The 22,165-nt window shown below is 60.3% G+C and carries 13 protein-coding genes and 8 pseudogenes; 12 read left to right on the forward strand and 9 right to left on the reverse strand.

Annotated elements, in window-relative coordinates:
• Positions 1–901: 901 nt before the first annotated feature.
• On the forward strand, positions 902–2,128 hold the full coding sequence (locus ACVWW3_RS37385; protein WP_456651376.1) for an aminotransferase class I/II-fold pyridoxal phosphate-dependent enzyme: 1,227 nt from the start codon (positions 902–904) through the stop codon (positions 2,126–2,128).
• Between the two features lie 362 nt (positions 2,129–2,490).
• Here ACVWW3_RS37385 and tnpC (ACVWW3_RS37390) read toward each other — a convergent pair whose 3' ends face one another.
• The 3 genes from tnpC (ACVWW3_RS37390) to tnpA (ACVWW3_RS37400) are packed head-to-tail and all read right to left on the reverse strand — an operon-like array spanning position 2,491 to position 4,936.
• Positions 2,491–4,143: an IS66 family transposase gene (tnpC, locus tag ACVWW3_RS37390; RefSeq protein ID WP_456647434.1), complete on the reverse strand. Its 1,653-nt coding sequence runs from the start codon at positions 4,141–4,143 to the stop codon at positions 2,491–2,493.
• Positions 4,144–4,190: 47 nt separating this feature from the next.
• Positions 4,191–4,511: an IS66 family insertion sequence element accessory protein TnpB gene (gene tnpB / locus ACVWW3_RS37395; RefSeq protein WP_430642467.1), complete on the reverse strand. Its 321-nt coding sequence runs from the start codon at positions 4,509–4,511 to the stop codon at positions 4,191–4,193.
• 23 nt (positions 4,512–4,534) lie between these two features.
• Entirely contained in the window at positions 4,535–4,936 is a 402-nt protein-coding gene (tnpA, locus tag ACVWW3_RS37400) for an IS66-like element accessory protein TnpA (protein WP_247442931.1), read from the reverse strand.
• 903 nt (positions 4,937–5,839) lie between these two features.
• Here tnpA (ACVWW3_RS37400) and ACVWW3_RS37405 point away from each other — a divergent pair.
• The 8 genes and pseudogenes from ACVWW3_RS37405 (at position 5,840) to ACVWW3_RS37440 (ending at position 13,576) form a co-directional block, all read left to right on the forward strand.
• Positions 5,840–6,601, forward strand: a pseudogene (locus ACVWW3_RS37405) (3-keto-5-aminohexanoate cleavage protein).
• A gap of 67 nt (positions 6,602–6,668) precedes the next feature.
• Positions 6,669–7,637 carry a 3-hydroxyacyl-CoA dehydrogenase NAD-binding domain-containing protein gene (locus ACVWW3_RS37410; protein WP_456651374.1) on the forward strand — a complete coding sequence of 323 codons (969 nt, stop codon included), beginning with the start codon at positions 6,669–6,671 and terminating at the stop codon, positions 7,635–7,637.
• 324 nt (positions 7,638–7,961) lie between these two features.
• Positions 7,962–9,233, forward strand: coding sequence for a Coenzyme F420 hydrogenase/dehydrogenase, beta subunit C-terminal domain (locus ACVWW3_RS37415; protein WP_456651373.1), 1,272 nt, complete (start codon positions 7,962–7,964; stop codon positions 9,231–9,233).
• Positions 9,234–10,114: 881 nt separating this feature from the next.
• Positions 10,115–10,318 carry an ATP-binding protein gene (locus ACVWW3_RS37420; RefSeq protein ID WP_456651372.1) on the forward strand — a complete coding sequence of 68 codons (204 nt, stop codon included), beginning with the start codon at positions 10,115–10,117 and terminating at the stop codon, positions 10,316–10,318.
• A gap of 219 nt (positions 10,319–10,537) precedes the next feature.
• Positions 10,538–10,999 (forward strand): IS66-like element accessory protein TnpA, encoded by a 462-nt coding sequence (gene tnpA / locus ACVWW3_RS37425; protein ID WP_456651371.1) that lies wholly within the window; start codon positions 10,538–10,540, stop codon positions 10,997–10,999.
• Positions 10,996–11,348 (forward strand): annotated as a pseudogene (gene tnpB / locus ACVWW3_RS37430) (IS66 family insertion sequence element accessory protein TnpB). The gene tnpA (ACVWW3_RS37425) and the pseudogene tnpB (ACVWW3_RS37430) overlap by 4 nt, the downstream one beginning before the upstream one ends.
• 50 nt (positions 11,349–11,398) lie before the next feature.
• A pseudogene (tnpC, locus tag ACVWW3_RS37435) lies at positions 11,399–12,956 on the forward strand (IS66 family transposase).
• The gene (locus ACVWW3_RS37440; protein WP_456651370.1) at positions 12,953–13,576 is read left to right on the forward strand and encodes a UPF0149 family protein; all 624 of its coding nucleotides are present in this window, start codon (positions 12,953–12,955) and stop codon (positions 13,574–13,576) included. Before tnpC (ACVWW3_RS37435) ends, ACVWW3_RS37440 begins: the two are co-directional and overlap by 4 nt.
• Before the next feature lie 289 nt (positions 13,577–13,865).
• Here the strand turns inward: ACVWW3_RS37440 and ACVWW3_RS37445 are convergent.
• Both ACVWW3_RS37445 and ACVWW3_RS37450 read right to left on the reverse strand, forming a co-directional pair.
• Positions 13,866–14,890, reverse strand: a pseudogene (locus ACVWW3_RS37445) (IS110 family RNA-guided transposase).
• Between the two features lie 126 nt (positions 14,891–15,016).
• A pseudogene (locus tag ACVWW3_RS37450) lies at positions 15,017–15,639 on the reverse strand (ISL3 family transposase); the annotation flags it as partial.
• Between the two features lie 7 nt (positions 15,640–15,646).
• On the opposite strand from ACVWW3_RS37450, the pseudogene ACVWW3_RS37455 reads away from it, so the two are divergent.
• Positions 15,647–16,002: pseudogene (locus tag ACVWW3_RS37455) on the forward strand (transposase); the annotation flags it as partial.
• A gap of 339 nt (positions 16,003–16,341) precedes the next feature.
• Here ACVWW3_RS37455 and ACVWW3_RS37460 read toward each other — a convergent pair.
• Positions 16,342–16,576, reverse strand: a pseudogene (locus ACVWW3_RS37460) (IS256 family transposase); the annotation flags it as partial.
• 394 nt (positions 16,577–16,970) lie between these two features.
• On the opposite strand from ACVWW3_RS37460, the gene ACVWW3_RS37465 reads away from it, so the two are divergent.
• Both ACVWW3_RS37465 and ACVWW3_RS37470 read left to right on the forward strand, forming a co-directional pair.
• Positions 16,971–17,315, forward strand: coding sequence for a DUF6788 family protein (locus tag ACVWW3_RS37465; RefSeq protein ID WP_456651369.1), 345 nt, complete (start codon positions 16,971–16,973; stop codon positions 17,313–17,315).
• A gap of 1 nt (position 17,316) precedes the next feature.
• A pseudogene (locus ACVWW3_RS37470) lies at positions 17,317–18,733 on the forward strand (ISNCY family transposase).
• Between the two features lie 245 nt (positions 18,734–18,978).
• Here the strand turns inward: ACVWW3_RS37470 and ACVWW3_RS37475 are convergent.
• The 3 genes from ACVWW3_RS37475 to ACVWW3_RS37485 all read right to left on the reverse strand — a co-directional run bounded on the left by ACVWW3_RS37475 (position 18,979) and on the right by ACVWW3_RS37485 (position 22,119).
• On the reverse strand, positions 18,979–19,632 hold the full coding sequence (locus tag ACVWW3_RS37475; RefSeq protein WP_456672349.1) for a M24 family metallopeptidase: 654 nt from the start codon (positions 19,630–19,632) through the stop codon (positions 18,979–18,981).
• The gene (locus tag ACVWW3_RS37480; RefSeq protein ID WP_456672350.1) at positions 19,553–20,203 is read right to left on the reverse strand and encodes an aminopeptidase P family N-terminal domain-containing protein; all 651 of its coding nucleotides are present in this window, start codon (positions 20,201–20,203) and stop codon (positions 19,553–19,555) included. The genes ACVWW3_RS37475 and ACVWW3_RS37480 overlap by 80 nt, the downstream gene beginning before the upstream one ends.
• 467 nt (positions 20,204–20,670) lie before the next feature.
• Positions 20,671–22,119, reverse strand: a complete 1,449-nt coding sequence (locus ACVWW3_RS37485; protein ID WP_456651367.1) for an IS5 family transposase — start codon at positions 22,117–22,119, stop codon at positions 20,671–20,673.
• Positions 22,120–22,165 lie beyond the last annotated feature (46 nt).

The following is a 22,165-nucleotide window of genomic DNA, read 5'->3' on the forward strand; positions in this document are numbered from 1 at the left end:
ATGGCGAGACTGTCGCCTTCGCCGATCCGTGATCGGCTTCGATAACTCGAGTCGACGACGTACTTGATAATTCGTCAATAGTTGGAAACGCGTGTTGGTCGCTAATGCTGACGTGCAGGCCGGCCCGGACCGTCCGCCTCTACACAAGCGGAGAGGCTCGCCTCCGATTCGCGAAGCGAATAGCCAATGCTTTCGATACAAAAGTCCGGGCGCCGATACCGACGTACAACATGTCGCCCGTGCGGAATGTTGGGCGGTATGATCAAGCTATATCTACCGACTTCCTCTAGATCCCCAGTCACAACAGTGATCCAATGGAGTATGCGTTCTCGCCTTTGGTCTCATCTTCCGACAGAAGCGGCGAGCTCGTGTTCCGACGATCTAAACGGGCTCTTTTGGTCGGCACGAGTGGGAGGGCCATTTACGTCGCGCTGCTCGCAGCAGCGTTGACCCCACGGGCCCTTACTCTCTCAAAGCGTTCGGCCTAGCCGGGTGACTTGAATGGGTCCCGCCATCAACTGGTTAAGCGGTCTTCGGGCGCTGGAGGGCAGCAGGTCTGTCGGCGTTTTGTTTGTGGAACTTCGATCTGGACTTATGGCCACCATAGAGGCTGGCCGATTAGATCGGCAACCGAGCAGGTACATGGAGTAAGTACCAGAGCATGATCCGGCGGCGAACCCGTGAGACCAGCACAGAGTGTGCGCGCCAAGGGTGCCCTGGATCGAGCTCGCTGATCCGACTTGCTGGGCGAGTACTAAGTGGTTTGGTTCGGCGCCTAAATGCACTGGGCGAGCTGTCCACGAGCCTGGTACAGAAATTGCCCTTTGTTGAACGTTCGATCTTGAGCGAAGAGAGCCGGTGCCGACGGTTGCGCGCGGTTCGGCAGACAAAATGGAGAACGATGGTGCAACCGCATCCTAGTCACCCGACTGAACAGTTTCGGATCACCGATCCTTATGCAGCCCTCCGAGCCGACCTCATCGCGGCTGACGGATCTCCCACGTCTAGACGCTCTATTGTTCCTTGCAACAGTCAAGTTCGGCAGCCACTCGATTTCGTTCGATGTTCGTATCTGGGCCTCGACGATCATCCAGCGATTGTCGCCGGCGCGATCGCCGCGATCCAAGGGCAGCCGTCATCGCATTCATCTCGCGCCGGAAAGCGGCGGAGTTTCGATCTACTGGGAGAACTTGAAGAGACTCTGTCTGAAATATTCCGCGCCCGTGTGCTCACCTTCTCCAGCTTGATGCTGGTTGATCTGGTCGCGATTCCAATGCTTGCTTCCGGTCGGTTAACCGGCGGGAAGAAGCCGGTCGTGGTGTTCGATAGCTTTTCACGCATGTTGCTAACCTTTCAGAAGCTGAAGGCCGATGACACGCGGGCATACGCAATCGTCCACAACGATATCGGCGCTCTCGAACAGTTGTGCCGGGAGCACCCAGTGGTCGCCTATGTTTGCGACGGTGTTTACTGGATGGGAAGCCATTCGCCGATTGAGGAGCTGCGTCAGCTCCAGGAACGTTATGGGCTCTTCCTCTACATCGATGATGCTCATGGCTTATCCATCTTCGGAAGCCAAGGGGAAGGATTTGCTCGATCTCAGTTTCCACAAATGTTAGGTGACCGTACGCTCATAGCGGGATCCCTGGGCAATGGATTTGGCGCATCGGGCGGAATATTGATGCTGGGGACGACCAACCACGAAGCGTTGCTACGACTAGAGTCTATTCCCAGCGAATATTCGGAAGGACTAAATCTAGCGGCCGTTGGCGCTGCGCTTGAGTCGTGCAAACTTCACCGCTCTGCGGAACTCAGGCGGAGACGGGAGCAACTGGCGCAGCGAATCGATATGTTTGACCGCCGCCTCACAACTGCGGGGCAGGGCAATTCTGTTCCGATCAGAATGATTACGGTTGGATCAGAGGTCGATGCGCTTGCAATTTCAAGAGGACTCCTCGACGGGGGATTCTACACTTTGGTCACGTTCTTCCCGACTGCAGGGCAAGGAGCGGCCAGAATTAGGGTGTGCATTACAGCCAAGCATGAGGCCGGCGACATCGAGCGGCTGTGCGACTGCATCTTGGAACAAGTCGCCGAAAGAACCGGGAAACCCTATCCGCTAAGGTGATGTGTCTGCAGGTCGCTCTTCTGAAGCTGCCGGATCACTCCAGGTGCTGAGGAGAGGAAATGGTTTGCACCCTTGGAATCGAGACTTCGCTTACCCTGCCACCGCCGCGAACTGCAGGATCTCATCTTTTCAAATCCTTCATGGCAGCTTCGATGCGCTATGGTTAATTGTCCGTCTCGCTCGGAGACTGGACTGTGTCGTAAGCCTCAGCCGCTGCGAGACTCAGTCGCCGTTGTCCCGGTGGACATGACACATCAGTTGCTGAAGCGCTGAAGCGCGCCTTAGTGTACGCATACGACGAAGGCCGCCTGATTGACGCATGCGCGCGGGCACAGCGAGCTCTATGATCGGTTAGGTGAAGGTCAGGCGGCCTGCTGACCGGCGGACTTGTCGGTTTGGCCCAGGAGCTTCCATTCCCAGGGCAGCAGTTCGTGCAGGCGCGACGCGCGAAGATCGGCGATACGGGCGAGGATGTCGGCGAGCCAGGCCTTGGGATCGACGTCGTTGAGACGACAGGTCGTGATCATTGTCAGCATGATGGCGGCACGGTCGGCACCATGCTGGCTGCCGGCGAAGGTCCAGTTGCGCCTTCCCAAGGCGATGCCTCTCAATGCGCGCTCAGCACAATTGTTGGTCAGGCAGATCCTGCCATCGTCGAGGAAGCGGCCGAAGTCGTCCCAGCGCCTGAGCATGTAGTTCATGGGCTTCAGGACCTCGGAGGAGCGCGAGAGGGTTTCTCGCTCTCGGAGCAGCCAGGCGTGCATGTCGTCGAGCAGCGGCTTGCTTTTCTCCTGGCGCACGGCTCGCCGCTCGTCGGTGCTGCGGCCGTTGATGGCGCGTTCGATCTCGAACAACGCGTCAAGGTGTCTGACCGCCTCCAGCGCGATCGGAGAGACTGGTTTGCCCTTGCGGCCTTCCCGGGCGGTTTTCTCGATGTCAGCCAACTCGAAGAAGCCCCGCCGCGCATGGGCGAAGCAGAATGCCGGCGTGATCGGTAGCACCTTCCTCTTCGGGTCGAACAGGGGTTCGAAGCCGCTGTAGCAGTCCGCCTGCAGGATACCGGTGAAGGTGGCCAGATGCTTCTGTGGATGCGCGCCGCGACGGTCGCCCGAAGCGTAGTAAACCGCCGCCGGCGGCGCAGGCCCGGCGAACGGCTGGTCATCCCGCACATAAGTCCAGATCCGCCCAGTCGTGCACTTGCCCTTCGCCAGGATGCGGATGGTGGTGTCATCGCCATGAAGGCGCTCGGCCGCGAGCACATGGCGTTCGATCAAGTGGAAGAGGGGCATGACGGCGAAGGTCCCGTGCCCGACCTGGTCGGCCAGCGTCGACAACGGCAGGTCGATCCCCTCGGCCTTGAAGCGCGCACTCTGGCGGTTGAGCGGGATATGCATGCCGAACTTGTCGAACAGGATCGTCGCCAGCAATTGTGGGCCGATGAACCCGCGCGGTGTGGCATGGAACGGCGCGGGCGGCTGGCTGATCTTCTCGCAATCGCGGCAGGTGAACTTCTCGCGTACCGTCTCGATCAGCTTGAAGCGGCGCGGGATCTCCTCCAGCGTCTTGGTCACATCCTCACCGATCTTCGCCAGCCGCGATCCACCGCAGCAGGCACAGGTCGTTGGAGCCTCAATGACGACGCGCTCGCGTTCGATGTCATCCGGCCATGGCTTGCGCATCGGTCTCTTGCGCATGAAGGGGCGGACGTTCTGCGTCTTCGCCGCTGTGGCCTGCGCGGCAAGCTCATCCTCGCTCGCTGTGGTGACGAGTTCTTCGAGCTCCAACTCCAGCTGTTCGAGCAGCCGTGCCGAGCGCTCGGAGCGCTGCCCGTACAGTTCGCGTTTGAGCTTCTCGATCCGCAGCTCGAGATGCGCGATCAGTGCCTCGTTGTCCGACAGCTCCGCCTGCGCACTGGCAGCCACCGCCTCGGCTCGCAGCCGCGCCTCACGCTCGCCCTGCAGCGCCGCCAGGGCACTCGCAAGGTCCGATGGAAGATCGTCCGGCTTCGGTATCATGAAGCCATTGAATCAGATCAAGCAGCAGATTCAAACCGTAAAAGCGGCTATCCGACCCGCGTCGGCCGATGGGTTTCTTGAGGGTTGCGCCAATCGATCCCGGACAGCAGATAGCTCAACTGCGCCGGCGAGATCGTTACCGATTCACCGGCAACCGATGGCCAGATGAACTTTCCTCTCTCGAGTCTTTTTGTGAACAAGCAGGCTCCCTGGCCATCGTGCCAGATCGCCTTCACAAGATCGCTGCGGCGACCGCGGAAGACGAACAGATGACCGCTGAGCGGGTCTTTGTGCAGCACCTCCTGCACTTGGAGCGCCAGCGACGGAAAGCCTCTGCGCATATCCGTGTAGCCTGTCGCGAGCCACACTCGCACATTCCCCGGTATAGCAATCATCGGCGTCCAAGCACATCGAGGACCCGCGCCAGCGCGTCCGGATCGACGTGCGCATCCACCCGGATGCACCGTCGGTTGCCAAGATCGATCTCTATCAATCCAGTACGCGCGGCTGCCGCGGAGCGAACTCGGCCATCAACCGTAGGCAAAAGCTTCGGAGCTTCCTCAGCCGAGGCCGCTACGGCGGCGATCTGCACCGGCGTAAAAGATGGTATAACTTGTTCCGATGTTCGTGCTTGTCGACGCCAGGTAAACACCAGGCTGGCCGCTACTCCGTTGCGACGCGCAACCTCAGTCACCTTCGCGCCCGGCGCCAACGTCTCCTCGACAATCCGTGCCTTGTCGTCCTGCGACCAGCGCCGCCGCCGCTCCAGCCCGCCCAAAACCTCGACCCGCATCGCCTGATGACCTTAAAGCTCGACTTAAGGTCACACGCTTCGCGAATTACCATCCGTCACGCAAGACGGCCCCCGTCGGATGCGTACGCCTTAGTTGATCTGAGCTTGCGACCGTAGGATACGAGCTGCGTCTTTGTCAGCTAAGGCGTAAAACGGTTGGCGATCAGCGCCGGGCTGAGAGCGTGAGCGGTGTTGTACGCATGAGATTGGAGGGTCAGGTCGGCGCAGATACCGAGCACGCCGGCCGCGAGGCCGGCATAAGGAGCGTAATCGTCGAGCGATGTACGCTTGGCGGTGCGGTGCCAAGTGTCTGCCGCCGCGTCAGCTTCACTGTGGCTATGTTAGAATTCTGACAGCCCGCCACTCATTCCGACGATATGTCTTACGGACTCAACGCGCTATTGAAACAAGTTCAACCAAACAATGGCGTTCTGGATCCGACAGGCCTCCAAGCTCCGGCGTATCATGCGACGCTTAGTACGCGCTGAATCGCGAACCCTCCATCGCTGATATCGCTGATTTAGCTGTTAGCTGCGCGCCTTTCCCCCGGAGGCGCGTCGCGTAAGGCATTCCGCGAGTGGCACGCCGATTGCTGGGATGAGGACTATCACCAGGGCTTCACATTGCCTATCGCCCGGAAGTAGACGACAGCACCCTCTCGAGTCGACGTACTATCACTCGAGCTTCCGGCGACCATAATTAGGCAACTCGCAGCACACACCTGGCTTGAGCACTTTGAGCGAAACGAGAAGCTGAGATGATTTCAGAGGTGTTCATCACCTGCGCGCTTACGGACGGCGGAAATGGGGTGGAACGTAATCCACATGTTCCGGTGAGTCCAGAGCAGATAGAGGACTCCGCAATCGGGGCAAGAAAGCTGGAGCTGCAGTGGTGCACATCCATGTGCGCGATGGTGCTACCCGGCGGGGCTCGCGTGGTCCAGCGTTGTATCGGAGGTGGTGAGGTGGATTCGGAATCGCGCTTCAATCCGGTCATTAACCTGACCGCGGGCATGGGAGGTGACCTCGTGCTGGGTGGAGGCAACTCTCCCTTCCAATGGAGCCTTAGACCGATTTGGTGGGCGCGCTGCAGCGGCTGGTGCACGTGGAAGAGTTGCGTCCCGAGATCTGCACGCTCCCTTGTGGGACAATGCGCTTTGCTACTCGGAATGAGGATATTATGTTCAAAACCCACCGGGATACTGTGCGAGATGTCCGCGCGCGTGCGCGGGCTCGGTGTCCGTCCTGAGCTCGAGGTGTTCGATTCCGGTCAGCTTGTATGGTGCGTGAATTGATCTGGGAGAGGTTGATCGAACAGCCAACGTTGATCCAGCCGTGCATGGGGCTTCCTTATGGTGAGCCGAGAGATCTGAGCACGTTGATGGCGCTCGTGCACCAGCTCCCACCGCGCTCGGTCCATTCGGCTTTCTCGATTGGGTGGATGCAGCTTCCCTACGTGGGGCTAGCGCGCTTAGTGGGCGCAAACCTGCGGGTGGGGCTGGAGGACAATCTCTATCTGTCCCAGGGGCGGTTGACGACGAACGCTGAGCTCGTGGAACGCGCGGTACAGATTCTCGAGAGGATCGGTGTACGTGATGCGTCCGGACGAGGTGCGGGAGAAGCTCGCGCTCAAAGTTCACGCCTGAGACTCAAAATCCCAAGTTAGAGAGGTCAAGGCCATGACAGAGGGTTCAAGGTCACCGTTGGACAGGCCACCGCGCGCGGTAGGGCTGTTGGGCGGCGGCGTTATCGGCGGCGGTTGGGCCGCTCGTTTTATGCTCAATGGAGTGGATGTGCGACTGTACGGCCCGTCGGCCGGCGCTCTCGAGCGCGTGGAAAAGATCCTGCTCAAAGCGCGACGGGCATATCGGCGTCTTACACAAGTCCCGCTGCCCCCGGAGGGATCCCTAACAGTGGTGGAGTCGGTTGCAGACGCCGTGCGCGACGTGGAACTCGTCCAGGAATCCGCGCCGGAGCGCCTGGATCTCAAGCAGCCACTGCTCGCGGCTGCCAGCCGGGCGGCTGCGCCAGATACGCTGATCTGCTCCTCGTCATCGGGGCTTGCACCGTCGTTGCTGCAGGCGCAGATGAACCACCCCGAGCGCTTGCTCGTCGCACACCCGTTCAACCCGGCCTATCTAATGCCGCTAGTTGAACTGTGCGCAGGACAGCACACAAGGCCCGAAACACTGGCTCGGGCGGCGGCGATCTATCGGAGCGTGGGAATGCACCCGCTCGTGGTTCGCAAAGAGGTGGACGGGTTTATAGCGAACCGGTTGCAGGAGGCGATGTGGCGCGAGGCGCTGTGGTTAGTCCACGACGGTGTGGCCACTGTGCAGGAGGTTGATGACGCCGTGCGTTATTCCTTCGGACTGCGTCGAGCGATCCTCGGCCCTTTCCGGATCGGCGGTGGCGCGGTTGGCATGCGTCGCTACATGGAGCAATGGGGACCCATGCTAAAGTGCCCGTGGACGAAGCTCACAGACGTGCCGGAACTCACTGATGCCTTCCTTGACAGGCTCGCCGAGCAGTCAGAATTGCAGGCTAGTGTCGAGAACCTGACCTTCCCTGAGCTCGAAGAGAAACGCGACGACTGCCTCGTGTCCGTGCTGCAGGCGTTGCGAACTCAACGCTACGGTGCGGGAGAGACGCTCGCGCGTTGGGAGCAGGTGCTCCGGAAGCGCACTGCTCCGGCTCAGTAATGTGGTGCGTGCGCAGATTTTCTGGGATGAGAACAACTTCTCGCTTTCACATGACCACGAGCGACTCATGAGACCTTGCCGGCCAATGAGTGAGCAGATCGGGTTATTTGACGTCTGCGGCGAACTTGACGAAGAAGGACAGCGAAACATGCGTGAGCACTTGCTGAGTCGGTACGGATGCAAGCAACACTGCCTCGTCCGAGGTGGGTCGGAAGGAGCATCCGGATGTCGCTGAGTAGAAACCAATCTTCGCCGTCACGGCTTGAGCAGGCCCGCGGTGAAAGGGCTTTCATCAGGATCCGAAAGTTTATTAGGAGAAATCTGTTGGCACGCAAGCAGAAGGACAGCAAGCGACGATTCTTTTCCCCGCCCGCCCAGCACGTCGAGGATGTGGTCGGGGCTGGCCTATGCACGGGCTGTGGCATGTGCGCGAGTATCGCCGCCCCTGTGATATCGATGGGCATCAATATTGAAGGCAACATGCGCCCTCTCGTCGAAGGTGAGATGGCGGCGGCCAAGAAGGAGCAAATTATTGCCGTCTGCCCGGGCGTGTCGGTTCAGGGCCCTGGCAGGCCTGAAGGATGCACCGTTCACCCGTTATGGGGACCCATGCGCGAGATACACAGGTCCTGGTCGAGAGAGCCGCTCGTCCGTCACAAGGCGGCCGCAGGCGGAACATTGACGGCCCTTGGCCGCTATCTGCTTACCAGTGGCCGGATTCATGCGGTGTTGCATGTCCGCGCGGATGATCGAAAGCCATGGCTGACGATCTCCACCATTTCGAGGACGCCGGACGAAGTGCTACGCGGGGCTCAGTCTCGTTATGGCCCATCGTCGCCTCTTATCGATTTGCACCGGCTGCTCGATGAAGATAAGCACTTTGCCGTGATCGCCAAGCCTTGCGACATCTCGGCGGTTCGTGCCCTCGGACGAGCCGACCCGCGGGTCGAGCGCTTGATTCCCTACATGTTGACGATCTTTTGTGGTGGTGTTCCCTCGGCACACATCGCGAAGGCGGTAATTCGTCACCACGGCATCGACGAGCTGGACGTCGGCTTGTACCGTTTCCGTGGTGAGGGATGGCCCGGTCCGCTACGTGTGCAGACCCGAGATGGAACTGTTTACGATCTCCCTTATCCAGGGGCCTGGTACATGGGTAAATTCGGTTACGAAAAACAGTTTCGATGCAAGATTTGTCCGGACACCGTAGGTGAAGTCGCAGATGTATCGGTGCCAGATGGCTGGGTGCTTCGGAACGGAAAGCGTCTGTACGCTGAAGCTCCGGGGACCAACGTGGCTGTCGTTCGAACGCCAGCTGGCCAAGAGTTGCTCCATGGGGCTATCGACGCAGGATATTTAGAGATCTCGCCGGTTTCGCTCGCGGAGATCGAACAGATGCATACCAACCATCACAGGAAGGCAGCCGCATCCGCATCCTTATTCGCGTTGCGGCTCATGGGCCAAAGAACGATCAAGGCTTTCGGCTATCGGACGATGGATGGCCTTAAGCGTGCCGGGCTACGTAGGATCTTCCAGGAATTTGGAGGCACAGTTAGGCACGTGCTCTCCGGAGAGAACTGGGAGCACCTGATCTAGAACACTCGCCAAGAGAGCAATTTCAGAATTAGCCCTGAGCTCATTTACACTTGCCGGAGGTGGAGGTGGAGCGATCAGGCATCTCGAACCCAGTTTAGCCGGATCTGCGTGCTCGAGTTTGAGGCGTGGTGAAGGCAGGCGGCGTCGCGGGGAGAGACGTAATCTGGAACGGCGCTAGGGCGATGCCGAAAGGCTGAGTGGGACGGCAAATCCAGCTTGATCGAAGAAGCACGCTCTCTGGTGAGAACAATACGCTATGTCGTATGAAGAGTTCCATCGGTACCTAGCCTTACAGAATCGATTCTGTGTTTGCGAAGCCCGGATCCGCGTGGCCGTGCTCACGGGCTTAATCCGGTTTGAATTTCGCTTTGTGTCCAAGACGAGCACCAGAGCAAGCGCGGTCGGTTTACGGAAGAGCAGATCTAAGCGGCTGCCGGCTTGATTAACACTGAGACTAGGTGTTTCACGAGGTCGATGGGGGCGATGAACAGACGGAAGTTCGGTCGCGAGTCCAGAATCGACTCGGCCAAGCCAATCAAGGAGTAGGGAGTCGGTGGCGCAAGCGGGCCGCGACCTGATGTAATTCTGCGCAATGACGCTGGCCGCCCTGAGCGTTCGCCATGCGCCAATCGCCGATTGTGCCCGCTACAACGACCTCCAGAGGACCATCTGATGGAATAAACCCAATTCTTCGATCTCATGGGTGAACTCAATATCTACGGCATTAACGCCGCCTTCGACGAGCTTATGGCGACTGCGGTCAAGCACAAGCATGAATCGCAGCGCATTGTCGGCGACCTACTCACTTGCCGAGGTCAGCGATAAGCTCGCTGCGCATTGAGCCTGGATGGACTTCATCCGTTCTGGACCAGCTCGGATACGTGCACCTTCTGCCACATCTAGTCGGCCGGCTCTATGGCCGCGCCTCCGGGATCGTCAGTACCAATCTCGCGTTAGGTGAATGGCCCAACGTGTTCGGCGACGCCAATCACCACCGTACAGCACGACCGTTGACCTACCACTGCGACATCGTCGAGACCGGCAATGACAGTGGGCAATTCAAACGCCGCGACGACGATCAGTAACCCCGTTGTCATTTGGCCCTTTAACTGCGGATTGATGTCAATTCTCTTTTTGAAGCCATTCGGCAAGACGATAGCGCTCGCCCCGCCGGAGCGGGTCGGGATTGCGGAGACGGGGCGAGCGCGGCTGGTAGATCGTAACCGGCATGAGGCCCCCACCTCGCCATCGCGAGGATCGCCTGCGATACAGCCTGGCATGAGCTGATCGGTGGAGGTGAAGCGATGGCAAATGCCATGCTTGATGCCAGGCAGGGAGGTGACTCCTATCGTCGCGTCGAGGTGATCACTGGGGAGCGCCGACGGCGACGGTGGACGGGCGAGGACAAGGCCCGGATCGTGGCGGAGAGCTTTGAGGAGGGTGCGAACATCTCCGAGGTGGCGCGGCGCAATGGCGTTTCCCGCGGGCTGCTCACGGTGTGGCGCCGCCAGGTTGCGGCGGCGGTGGCCGGCAAGGCGCCGAACTTCGTGCCGATCCAAATTGGCGCCGGAAGCGGTGGCGGGACAGCTGGCGAGTCCGAGCGTATTTCGCCGGCACAAACGACGCCTTTGGAGATCGCCGCGCGGCCGGCCAAGCCCTGCGGGGTGATCGAGATCGAGGTGAGTGGAGCGCGCATCCGCGTCGAGCCAGGCGTGGAGTTGGCGACGCTTTCGACGGTGCTGTCGGCGCTCCGGGGTATCCGGTGATTGCGCTACGGTCTGACCCTAAGGTGGTGCTGGCGACACAGCCGGTCGACTTCCGCAAGTCGGTGCACACGCTGTCGGCGCTGGTGAGCGAAGCGCTGCGCGCGAACCCGTATTGCGGCGACGTCTTCGTGTTTTCGCAGCAAGCGCATGGACAGAGTGAAGCTTCTGGCGTGGGACGGCAGCGGCATGGTGCTGGTGACGAAGTGGCTGCACCAAGGGCGCTTCACCTGGCCACCGATCCGCGACGGCGTGATACATCTGAGTGCGACGCAGCTCGCGACTGCTCGACGGGCTCGAGTGGACGCGTGTGTCGCCGAAGCCTGTGAAGCAGCCGGCGCTCGTCGGATGACGCGTGTGGATTTCGCTGGAGGCTGTGGCGTGCGGATGTATCGTTTGATCATGGCGATTCGTCCCGACGCTCTCCCGACCGACACCGCAGCTCTGACCGAGATGGTGCTCGCGCTTGACGCCGAGAACGAGAAGCTACGTTGGCGATGCAGCGCTCAAGGAGATGATCTTCGGGAAGCGCTCGGAGTGACTTGCGGTGCTCGTGGACGAGCAGCTCGCGCTCGAGCTGGACGATCTGGAGACCGGCGTCACACCAGCTGCGCCGGCCAACGACGATGCGGCTGCGACCAAGCCGGCTGGTAAGCCGCGCAAGAAGGCCCGCCGCAACATCGGCGCGCTGCCCAAGCACCTGCCACGCTGTGAGCAGGTGCTGGAGCCGGACGCGACAGCGTGCCCGTGTTGCGACGGCCGCCTGCATAAGATCGGCGAGGACGTCAGCGAGGTGCTGGACGTGATCCCGGCGATCCTGCGGGTGCTGCGCACGATCCGTCCCAAATACGCCTGCCGCGGCTGCACCGACGGCGTGGTGCAGGCGAAGGTGCTGCCGCGACTGATCGAGAGCGGCATGGCCTCAACGGCGCTGGTGACCCACGTGGTGGTGTCGAAGTTTGCTTGGTATCTGCCGCTGTATCGGCAGGTGCAGATTCTGGCCGGTCAGGGCCTTCATCTCGACCGCGCGACGCTGGCCGGCTGGGTGAAGCGTGCGGCCTGGTGGCTCAAGAGCCTCTATGAGCTCCAGCTGCGCACGATCCAGGCCTCGCCGCGCGTGTTCTGCGACGAGACGCCGATGCCGGTGCTCGATCCCGGACAACATCGCCCCCGCATCTGCCAGTTCTGGGCGCATGCCATGGATGACCGCCCGTGGGGCGGCCCCGCGCCGCCGGCGGTCGCCTACGTGTTCGCCGGCGGCCGCGGCACCGAGGAGATCGCCGGACAATTGACCGGCTTTTCCGGCATTCTCCAGGTGGATGGTTATGCCGCCTACAAGGCGCTCGCCCGCGGTCATGGCAGCGCGATCCAGCTCGCTTTCTGCCTCGCCCATGCCCGGCGCAAATTTGTCGAGGTCTACAAGACGACCCAGTCGCCATTCGCTCGCGAGGTGATCGAACGGTTGCAGGCGGTCTATGCCATCGAGGCCGAGATCCGCGGCAGCAGTGCCGAGCAGCGGCTTGCCGCCCGCCGCACCAGGACCGCACCACTGATGGCGGCGCTCAAGGCGCGGCTGACGGCAACGGTCGGCCAGCTCTTCTCCCAGTCGAAGCTGGCCGAGGCCATCAACTACGCGCTCAATCACTGGGACGGACTGACGCTGTTTCTTCGCGACGGCCGCGTCGAGGTCGATCCCAACACGGTCGAGCGTTCCATGCGCCCGATTGCAATGGGAAGACGCAACTCATTGTTCAGCGGCAGCGAAGGCGGCGCCGAGAGCTGGGCGATCCTGTCGTCGATCGTGAACACAGCAAAGCTTCATGAGCTCGATCTGCAGGCCTACTTGTCCGACGTGCTGGAGCGCATCGTGTCTGGGCGAACCAAGAGCCATCAGCTGCACGAGCTGCTCGCCTGGAACTGGAAGGCGGCCCGCGAGCGCATCGCACAAGCCGCCGCATGAGCCCGCGTCGCCATTCAGCATCGTCGTCGATGGCCGCAGCCGCGATGCCGCTTGCGGAGCTCGAGCGGTGGCTCCAGGTTCGTGTCGATCGGCACCCTGCCGCCACCAGTCTCCCCATGCTCGATGGCTACGTCGCCGCGATCGTGGCCGGACCGGTGTCGATCAGCCCGCTCGACTGGATCTGCCCGCTGCTCGCCATCGATGCCGATGCTTTCAACCACGGCGGCACTCCGGAGTTCGCAGCGATCTCCGCCGTCGCGCTGCGCCACAACGAGATCAGCCAGATCCTTTCGACCACGCCTAGCCAGTTCGAGCCGATGCACCGGCGCAAAGCCAATGGCGACGTCGATCCGCGACCCTGGTGCCAGGGATTCTATGCCGCAACGCGGCTCAGGCCGTCGGCGTGGGCGCCGTTGCTGGACGCCAGCAACGTCAATCATGGCCTGCTTCTGCCCATCCTGCTGCACTGTCGCGACGATCAGGGCCGGCCGTTGCTCGGACCGGCACGAAGCGGGCGCGAGACCAGGGATTTTCTGCGCAACGCCCACGCCGATCTTCCAGCGGCCGTCGAGGCCATGTGCCAATACTGGATGCCGATCCGCTACGCTCGCGCCCGCTGATCACCGCAGACGTGGGAGCTCATACCGGTTACGGTAGATCGATAGCCAGCTCGGTAGTGTCGGTCGATTAGCCGTCACCTAAATTTCAACTATCCGCTGCCCGTCGCTGGGGTCATGGTCCTTTCCGAGATCGCAAGCGCCTCATGATGATGTCCGGATCGGGTGCCTCATCGTTTGCAACGGCGTGCGGACGAGCCGCCACCAGCCGATTGACCGAGGTCACCACGACCACCGTCCCAGCGGGACATCGCCGGCCCAGCTGACCGGGCCAGGAACTTACAAAATAAGGTCAGGCTCGCGCGTGGCCCCAGTCGAACGACGTGCCATCGACCCATATGCAGTGGAGGATCACTGCGATCTTGCGGGCAATGGCGACCTTTGCCTTTTTCATACCGACCCGCTTCGCGAGCTTATCCCCCAGGCCTTCAGGGAAGACTATTTCTTGGTCCGATAGAGAAGGACGGTCGCTGCCTCGAACAGGTAGGTTCGGAGAAGCCTGTCGTTCCATCGGGATATCTTGCCACTAGTGTCAGTTTCACCAGATTGGTTGCGCCGAGGTGAGGCCGAGATAGGCGCCGACTGTCGAGGCCGATCGGAAGCGGGACGGGTCATCGATCGTATGGCGGAACGTCAAGGCGGTGACGACGCCGACACCAGGAACTGTCATCAGGGGACGCGTCGTCTCGTCCGACTTCGCCAATCGGCGGACTTCGTCCTCAAATTTGCTCTGCTGCTGGCAGATATGCTCATGAATCGATAGGAGCGGCTCTACCACGGCGAGGAGCTGATTGCCTTCGCTCAACAGCTCACGGACTAAGTTGCGGAACTGTTGGCCGATGGCTCGGGGGAATAGCAACCCACATTCCTTGATCAGACTGCGGACCTGGTTTTCGATATCCCGGCGCATGGACACAAGGCGGGACCGCGCGACGAGGATTGCTCGAACCTGTTGGCTCTCTTCACTCTTGATTTTGACTTCTCGATACCAACCAACCCGCACCAGCTCGGCAAGACCTCGAGCATCGTTCTGATCGCTCTTATTCATGCGGACCGACAGTGCTGCATGTGCATACCTTGCATCGATGCAAACGACGGGGAGTTCGACCCTACGAAGCTCATGCCAAAGCCAGCTCGCCATTGCGCCCGTCTCAAAGCCGATACGCTCCGCCTGTGGCGCATCTTTACGAAGTAATTTTGAGAGATCTCCGGGATGAGACTTAGCCTTTCCTTCAAAAATGGCTTGACCAGTCTCGTTGACTCTACGCAAACCGTAGTCTCTTTTTGCGAGACATCTAGCCCGACGTATTGCCTCATGACAGCTCCTCCGAATCGTTTGATTGCGAGCCTCGACGATAACGGAGCTTTCTCCCACGAGCGCCGACCGCAATTTACGTCATCGTTTGCAATATTGGCTCTGACGCATTTTTGGTACAGCTCCGCTTATTCTGGTCTGGCTTGAAGCAGATCGAGTTTCCCCCGGCAGTACATTTGGCGCCTGACAAGCTTGCGGCGGGTGATCTGCCCCTCGGTCTGTCCGTTGGACCAAGGCGAGATGATCGCTGCTCGAACCGCCCCTTCATCACTCGTTACGCCGCGCGTGAACGATGCGGCGAGACTCGCACGGGCTGGCTCGATCCATGGGGTGAGACCCGCCTCAGCCTTGCGCCGGATCATCAGGTGGAATTCGGCGATGATCTCGCGGGCCTCAACCGGGTTTGGTACACCAGTCTCCGCGGCGACCGTGACGGTCTCCGCTTTCGTGAGCAAATCCCGCCCGATTGTAATGAGGCGCGCGATCGTTCTAGCCGACCGGATTCGCTGAAGGTTTTGGGCATCGGCCTTTCGGCCCGTCGTCTGCGGGGCGCCGACTCGCTGATGACGCGGAGCGAGGCTCGGAAGCCACGCGTCGTCAAGCGTTACCAAAGTTCGGCACCATTTCGACAGCCGGACGCCCACTGATCGTCGAGCCGTGGCAGATGCGGATCCAGCGAACTTTGCCGGGGCCGGAAGACATCGGTGCGCTCTCCGCGGATCACCTGCCGTAGCAGCTTCCTGCTGTGGCCAGTCTAACTCATCGCCGCTACCGTTTGGACATCGGTACTTGGATGTTTTGCGGCTGCACGAGATTTTGCCGCTTGGACGGGGCTAGCACCGAGGGCACAATCGAGCGCCGGAAAGAAAGGCTTGGGGCGATATCAAAGCGTGGAAATTGGCAATTACGGACGCTCTTGATCGTTGGTGCGACCTCAATCATCAAGCTGGCTAAACGAGGGTTGAAAGTACCGCTCTGGATTCGGACCATGCTGCAAAGACGGCCGGTCAAGGTCGTATCGGTGGCGCTCGCCAATAAGATTGCGCGCACCATCTGGGCCTTGCTGGTCAGAGGCGGCATCTATCAGGCGCCAGCCGCAATACTGAAATCCTAATCTTAAGAGCTCTCCGGCGGAAGAAGAAAGCTGCCGAGGAGGCAAGCTGCAATCTGGATGATCCCCGAATGACGACATTCCCCGTAGCAATCAGACCGCCTGACTCACTGCGCTTCGAGTGCGGGAAATTGATCGGGCGATTGCTTCCGCGGATATCATCGTGGCCAGTGGCCAGGCGCCGCGTTCACAGGCCGAACATATGACCGCACCGTCATCCCTTGTTCAACCAGAGAAAGATCTTGCCGCCCGAGCCGTTCCCCATATGAGTCAGAGCAAAAATTGGATGCCGATGAGAGGGCAAAGGACCTATCGCCAAATTTTGGTGACGGCCGGAGCCGGTCAGGCGGCGGCGGTTATGGGCTGACGGTCGGTCGGCTTGGCGATGACCTCGATCCCGTCGTTGAATGTCACACCGAGAACGAATTTTGGCAACTGGTTGTGGCCATCGAGACGACGCCAGCTTTTATGCGCGGCCTCAAGCAGTTTGAAGACCATCGCGAGTGCCGTCTTCTTGGAGAGGCAGCCCTTCGATCGGAATGGTGCGGTGGCGCACGGTGGCGAAGGTGCTTTCGATACTACGGCCGGCCGCACAATTATCCAGCGCTCAACGGCTTCTACCGCGAACTGCGTCGGACCTGGATGCGCTGTCTGAGACGGCGCAGCCAGAAAAGCCGGCGCATGGGTTGGTCCGAGTTCGAGACGCTGACGGCACGCTTCCGTCTGCCCGTTCCACGCATCACTCGCACTTGGGCACAGGCGCGGATATGACGCGGGTTATCCTCGGGAAGAGCCGGGTGCGGGAAAGCCGCCTGCCCGGATCTGTGAGGGCGAAGCCGAATGGCCTAGCTACTTTCCGGCGCAAAATTTGGCGGCCTTGTGAGGCAGCCAGAATCGCTTGGTGTGGCGAAACTGCAGGGTCGAACGGATTGGCGTTGACTTGAAGCGGCAGCATTGATTCATTCTTATGAATGATTCGTAAGCGAGCCCTTCAAACGCGTGAGAAGCTTGTCGGCAAGCTGCCGGTCACCGGCGAACTGCTGCGCGGTTCGTTGCTGGAGCGCACCGTTCGTCACAAGAGCGGCTGCCCGAAATGCGCGCGCGGCGAAGGGCACCAGGTGCATGTCCTGACGGTGAGCTATGCGGGTGGACGCGTGCGCCAGTTCAGTGTGCGGCGTGAGCGCGTTGCCGAGGTGCGCCGCTGGCTGGAGAATTACCAGAAGCTGAAAGACGCGATCGAGGCGATCTGCGAGTTCAATCACGACCTGTTGCGCCCTGATGTGGCGGTGCCGCGGGGGAGGAAGAAACGTGATTGAGATGCGCAGAGCGCAACTGAGCTTCGGCGACGGCTTGATCGCCGGGGAAGTGAGCGATCTTCGCGAAGGTTGGATGATCCATGCTGACCGGGTTCTGGCGGATGAACAGATCGTCGGTGCAGTGTACGAGGCGCTGGCGAGACGACATCCCAAGAGCCGCACAAGAGCCGCAGTCGTGGTCGGCTGGGCGCGCCGGCCGAGGTGGTGTTGCGGTTGTTGATCCTCAAGCATGTTCGCAACTGGAGCTATCACGTGCTGGAATGTGAAGTGCGCGCCAATCTGGTGTATCGCGACTTCACCCGTGTGGGCGGCGGCAAGATGCCGGACGCCAAGACGATGGGGCGCTGGGGCCTGGCTGTGGATCCGGAGACAATCAGACAGATCCACGACCGGATCGTGCAAATCGCGCAGCAACAAGGGGTGACGCAGGGACGCAGAATGCGTGTGGATACGACGGTGGTGGAGACCAACATCCATTACCCGACCGACAGCACGTTGCTGGGTGACGGGGTTAGGGTGCTGATCCGCACATGAAGAAGGTCACCGAGATCGCGGGCGCGGCCGGAACCAAGCTGCGCGAGCGAACGCGAAGCGTAAAACTGCGGCTGCTCGATATCTCGCGGATTGCACGTGCCAAAGGACCGCTCAATCACGAGAGGCTCAAGCAAGGCTACCGTAAGCTATTGATTCGACGAGCCGAGTGGTGGGGCAAGCGAAGCGCTTCTCCCATGAGATATCCACCGGCGTGAAGCGGGCCAGGGGCATCTTGAAACGACTGGCGCTGCAAGGCTTGCGGCAGGAGCTGGAAGCGATGATGCCGCTGGTGCGGCAGGTGATGCGGCAGACCCGGCAACGCATCTTCCACGGCAACACGCGGAGAGGACAAGCTCGTCAGCGTGTTCGAGCCCTCGACGGAGATCATTCGCAAGGGCAAGGCCGGCAAGCCCAACGAGTTCGGCAAGATGGTCAAGCTGCAGGAAGCCGAAAACCAGATCGTGATCGACTACGAAGTCTATGATCGGCGGCCGAGCGATTCGGACCTGTTGATCCCGGCCATCGAAATCCACCAAGCCAAGCTCGGTCGCACGCCACGTCTGGTCGCGGCAGATGCCGGGTTCTATTCCGCCAGGAATGAAGCCGCGGCGAAGGCGAGCGGCGTCAAGCGCGTCTGCATCCCCAATCGTTCCACCAAGAGCGTCGCCCGCAAGCGCGAGCAGAAGAAGCGTTGGTTCCGCAACGGCCAGAAATGGCGGACCGGATGCGAGGGGCGCGTCAGCGTCGCCAAACGGCGGCACGGGCTCGATTGCTGCCGCTACAAAGGCAGCGCCGGAATCACGCGCTGGGTCGGGCTCGGCGTTGTCGCCGACAACCTCATCAGCATCGGTCGCGTGATGGAACAGCAGTCACTCCAAAGGTAGTCCACTTCCAGCGCAATCTTGGCCTCACATCGCCCCGCCGCCCCCCCCCGCCGGGGCTTCTTATTGTCTGCATGGTTGACCGCGCCCATCAGAACCGCGATTTTTGCGCCGGAAAGTAGCTAGTCGACCGCGATCTTACATTGCATTGATCAAACCAGCGGAGTGTCCACTCTAACGGGGGACACTCCACAGGAGAGCGGCGATTTCGGTTATCGGCAGCTGCATACGCGGATCTGCCGCTCTCTTTATTCGACGACAACCGGTATGGTTCGAGAAGCCCGAGAAGTGAGCAGCTGCGCCCCAGATTCGGTCACGACGACGACCTCTTCGTGCAGCATCAACTTCGGTGATCCGTCAAAATATGACGGGTATGAGGTGCTTGGTTCAATGTTGATGATCATGCCTGGTCTTAGGATCGTCTTGTCATCAGGTTGCACCGAGGGCAACTCCGGCATCCATAAACCCATCGAATGTCCCATTCGCCCGATGTTCGTGGCCTTACCGCGATTGTTTGAGCCATTTAGTACATCTGACATTGCGCCCCAGATATTGCAGATCGGAGTACCTGGTTTAACGGCAGCGATTCCCGCTTCAGTCGCATCCCAAACGATTTGATAGGCATTTTGGGTGTGCCGATCGGGTGGGCCGAAGGCAAAATGTCGATCGAAGTCGCTCCAATAAAAGTCAAACAGGCAGCCGGCATCAATAAACAGCAGGTCACCATCAGAGAGAACTTTGTCGCTCGGAACACCGTAGGGGCGTGTATAACCCCCGCGCCCAGAAACACCCACTATCTTAGCCGTCTTTTCGACACCGCGACTAAAGCATTCGAGCTCGAAGAGGCGACACGCCTCCCGTTCCGTCATACCCAAACGCAGCTTTGGTGTCAGGTTGTCCAAATGCTTCCGAGACAAGCTGACATACAGTTCGAATTCGCTCGACCTCTAATGAAGACTTGATCATTCGCAACCGAGTGAAAATCAGATCCGATGCATCGACAAACTTCCGAGGTTTAATAGCCTCCGCAACACGTAAGAAATCTCCCGCAGGGAACCCAAGTCTGCTTTCGGCGCCAAGCTCTATGCCGATTTTCGCATGCTCCGGTAATAGTTCGCGCAATGCTCCGGCGAGCGCCGATACACCCTCATCCTTTGGATTTGGACTAGGCCAGCTCCGGAAACGTTTGACCCAAGTCGTCTCCTCATAGAACTGATCGATTCCCTCTGGGACGACTGCAACAGCCTCACCGGACAAGAGAATAAGAAGAAAGCGGGGCCGAGTCGTCTGCTGCGGCGTCGTGCTAGGCTCGCCAACAAAATATCGCAAATTGTGTTCGGAGGTCACCACAAGCGCGTCAATGACATGTTCTCTCATCGAACACTGGGCTCGGTCGACCCGATGTTCGTATTCGGCCCGCGGGAAGGGAGCGTAACGAATCGTTCTGATAGATTCTGGACCAATAGTATTCATAGCTTTTCTCGACAAGGCTCAACGGCGAGCGATCGATAAGATGTAAACGCTGGCTCGACAGCAGATTACGTCAGTTAGGACGCTCATTGGGTAACATATTCGAAAGAGAAACACGCAGTTTGGTGCGAACCATTGGGGGCGCGGAATTCCTTGGCAAGACCGACACACCAATGTACCCAGGAATACTGCAACTCTCCGGGATGGTCGCGGCCGCAAGCGCCGTAGCCCCTTTGCGCTCACGAACTTCTCTATCTGCCCGCCAAGAGCGCGGGTGAGCGCGCCTCCCCTTGAGTGAAACTGGACATCCGCTCCCGGGTCCGCCATGATCGTCGTGCAGAGCGGGCCGGCGAAGACTTACGCGAGGTCTACGAGACGGATCCCGTCGAGGAGTGAGGCCTTGTGCGTGCGTCTCGTGCTGACTTTGGCTTTCCGACTGCTTGCTCCGTGATCGCCGACCGTAAGTCGCTTCAATTCCCATTTGTGGTGCCTTTTGCCCGCGGGTTAATAGGCGGCTTGGCTCTTCGGGCATCAAATGATTCGTGTCTATGTGGTCGAGCGTGAAGAACCCTAATTTCGGTTGGACTGGCGATCGGCTCGGTGAAGAGCGCGGCCAGGATTTGGCACAGCAAAAGCTTGAGCCATCGGATGAGACGGCGGAAGTTGTAGCCAGCGGCGGCGAGGACGGCGTTGTTGGCGTCGCCGTGCTTGAACCAGAGATAGTTGCGGCCCATGCGGTGCTCGGCCATGAGATGGCCGATGACGGGTTCGACGGCGGACCTGCGGCGCAGTTGGCGCTTGATCTTCGGCGTCACTCCTCGCTTCTGGCCGGAGAGGAAGATCCTGAACTTGTAGTCGGGCGGCGCATTGTGGCCGCGGTATCCCTTGTCGAGGAAGGCGCGCTCGATGGTATTGCCGACCAGCGCCTCCATCTCCGGGATGACCGTCGCCAGCGTATGGCCGTCGTAGGGATTGCCCGGCAGCGCCTTGACATGGGTGACGAACTGACCACCCGCGGCGTGCTTGAGCATGGTGGCGACGGAGACCTTGACACCGAACTCGTAAGGCCGGTGAGCCTTGCCTTTGCCGATGCATTCGACTTCCGGCCCATGCAGCGAATAGACCTTCGGTCCGCGTTGGCGCTGCTGCTGCTCGTGCACCCGCCGCGCCAGCATCAAGAGCTTCGCAAATTTCCCATCGAGCGTGGCATTGCCCTCGATCTTGCGGCCGATGTCACGGATGACACGGCCGAGATAGGTGCGCAGCCTCTTCAGCATCCGGTTGGCGCGCTTGAACTGCTTGGCATGGGCATAGCGCTGATGCTGGATCAGGGCGAACTCGCCCACCCGCGCATAGGACTGGCGCAAAGACACCCCGCTCAGCTTCGCCAACCGCACCAATTTCTCGCGCGCCCGGTTCAGAAGCTTTGCATCGGTGGGGAACGTCACGTTCTTGGGCTGAACGGTGGTGTCAACAATCACCTGGGATAGGTCGGACGGCTTGATCGCCCTGGTCATGGCGGCCACCGACAGGCTCTCCTGGATCAGCGCCTGCAACCGCTCTTCGCCCATGCGGTTGCGCCAGCGCGTCAGCGACGAGCGATCGAACACCAGCCGGTGCTGGAAGAACTCCTCGCCGCAGAAGTACTGGTAATAGGGGTTCTCGACCCAGCGCTCGCAAAGCACCTCGTCGGACAGGTCATAAGTGTGCTTGAGAATGGCCAGCCCCGCCATCAAGCGCGTCGGCAGCGGCGGACGGCCGGGGTCATCGGTGTAGACCGCTCCGAACTTCGCCTCCAGAAATCCCCAATCGATCGTCCGCGCCAGCTTCACCAGCGCGTGTTCCGTGTCGATGATCTGGTCAAGCCGTGAACGAAACAGATCCTGATCGCCGCTCTCCCGACGCTCCCGTGGCCGCATCGAATCCTCCGCTCGTCACCGCCAGCAGCAGGGAATCACAGCGCGA

The sequence above is a fragment of the Bradyrhizobium sp. LM2.9 genome, from assembly GCF_054056555.1.

Excerpts from the sequence above, each read along its gene's own strand:
- ACVWW3_RS37385 (WP_456651376.1), top strand. The coding sequence starts at position 902 with ATGGTGCAACCGCATCCTAGTCACCCGACTGAACAGTTTCGGATCACC.
- tnpC (WP_456647434.1), bottom strand. The coding sequence starts at position 4,143 with ATGATACCGAAGCCGGACGATCTTCCATCGGACCTTGCGAGTGCCCTG.
- tnpA (WP_247442931.1), bottom strand. The coding sequence starts at position 4,936 with ATGCGGGTCGAGGTTTTGGGCGGGCTGGAGCGGCGGCGGCGCTGGTCG.
- tnpA (WP_456651371.1), top strand. The coding sequence starts at position 10,538 with ATGGCAAATGCCATGCTTGATGCCAGGCAGGGAGGTGACTCCTATCGT.
- ACVWW3_RS37440 (WP_456651370.1), top strand. The coding sequence starts at position 12,953 with ATGAGCCCGCGTCGCCATTCAGCATCGTCGTCGATGGCCGCAGCCGCG.
- ACVWW3_RS37465 (WP_456651369.1), top strand. The coding sequence starts at position 16,971 with ATGATTCGTAAGCGAGCCCTTCAAACGCGTGAGAAGCTTGTCGGCAAG.
- ACVWW3_RS37480 (WP_456672350.1), bottom strand. The coding sequence starts at position 20,203 with ATGAATACTATTGGTCCAGAATCTATCAGAACGATTCGTTACGCTCCC.
- ACVWW3_RS37485 (WP_456651367.1), bottom strand. The coding sequence starts at position 22,119 with ATGCGGCCACGGGAGCGTCGGGAGAGCGGCGATCAGGATCTGTTTCGT.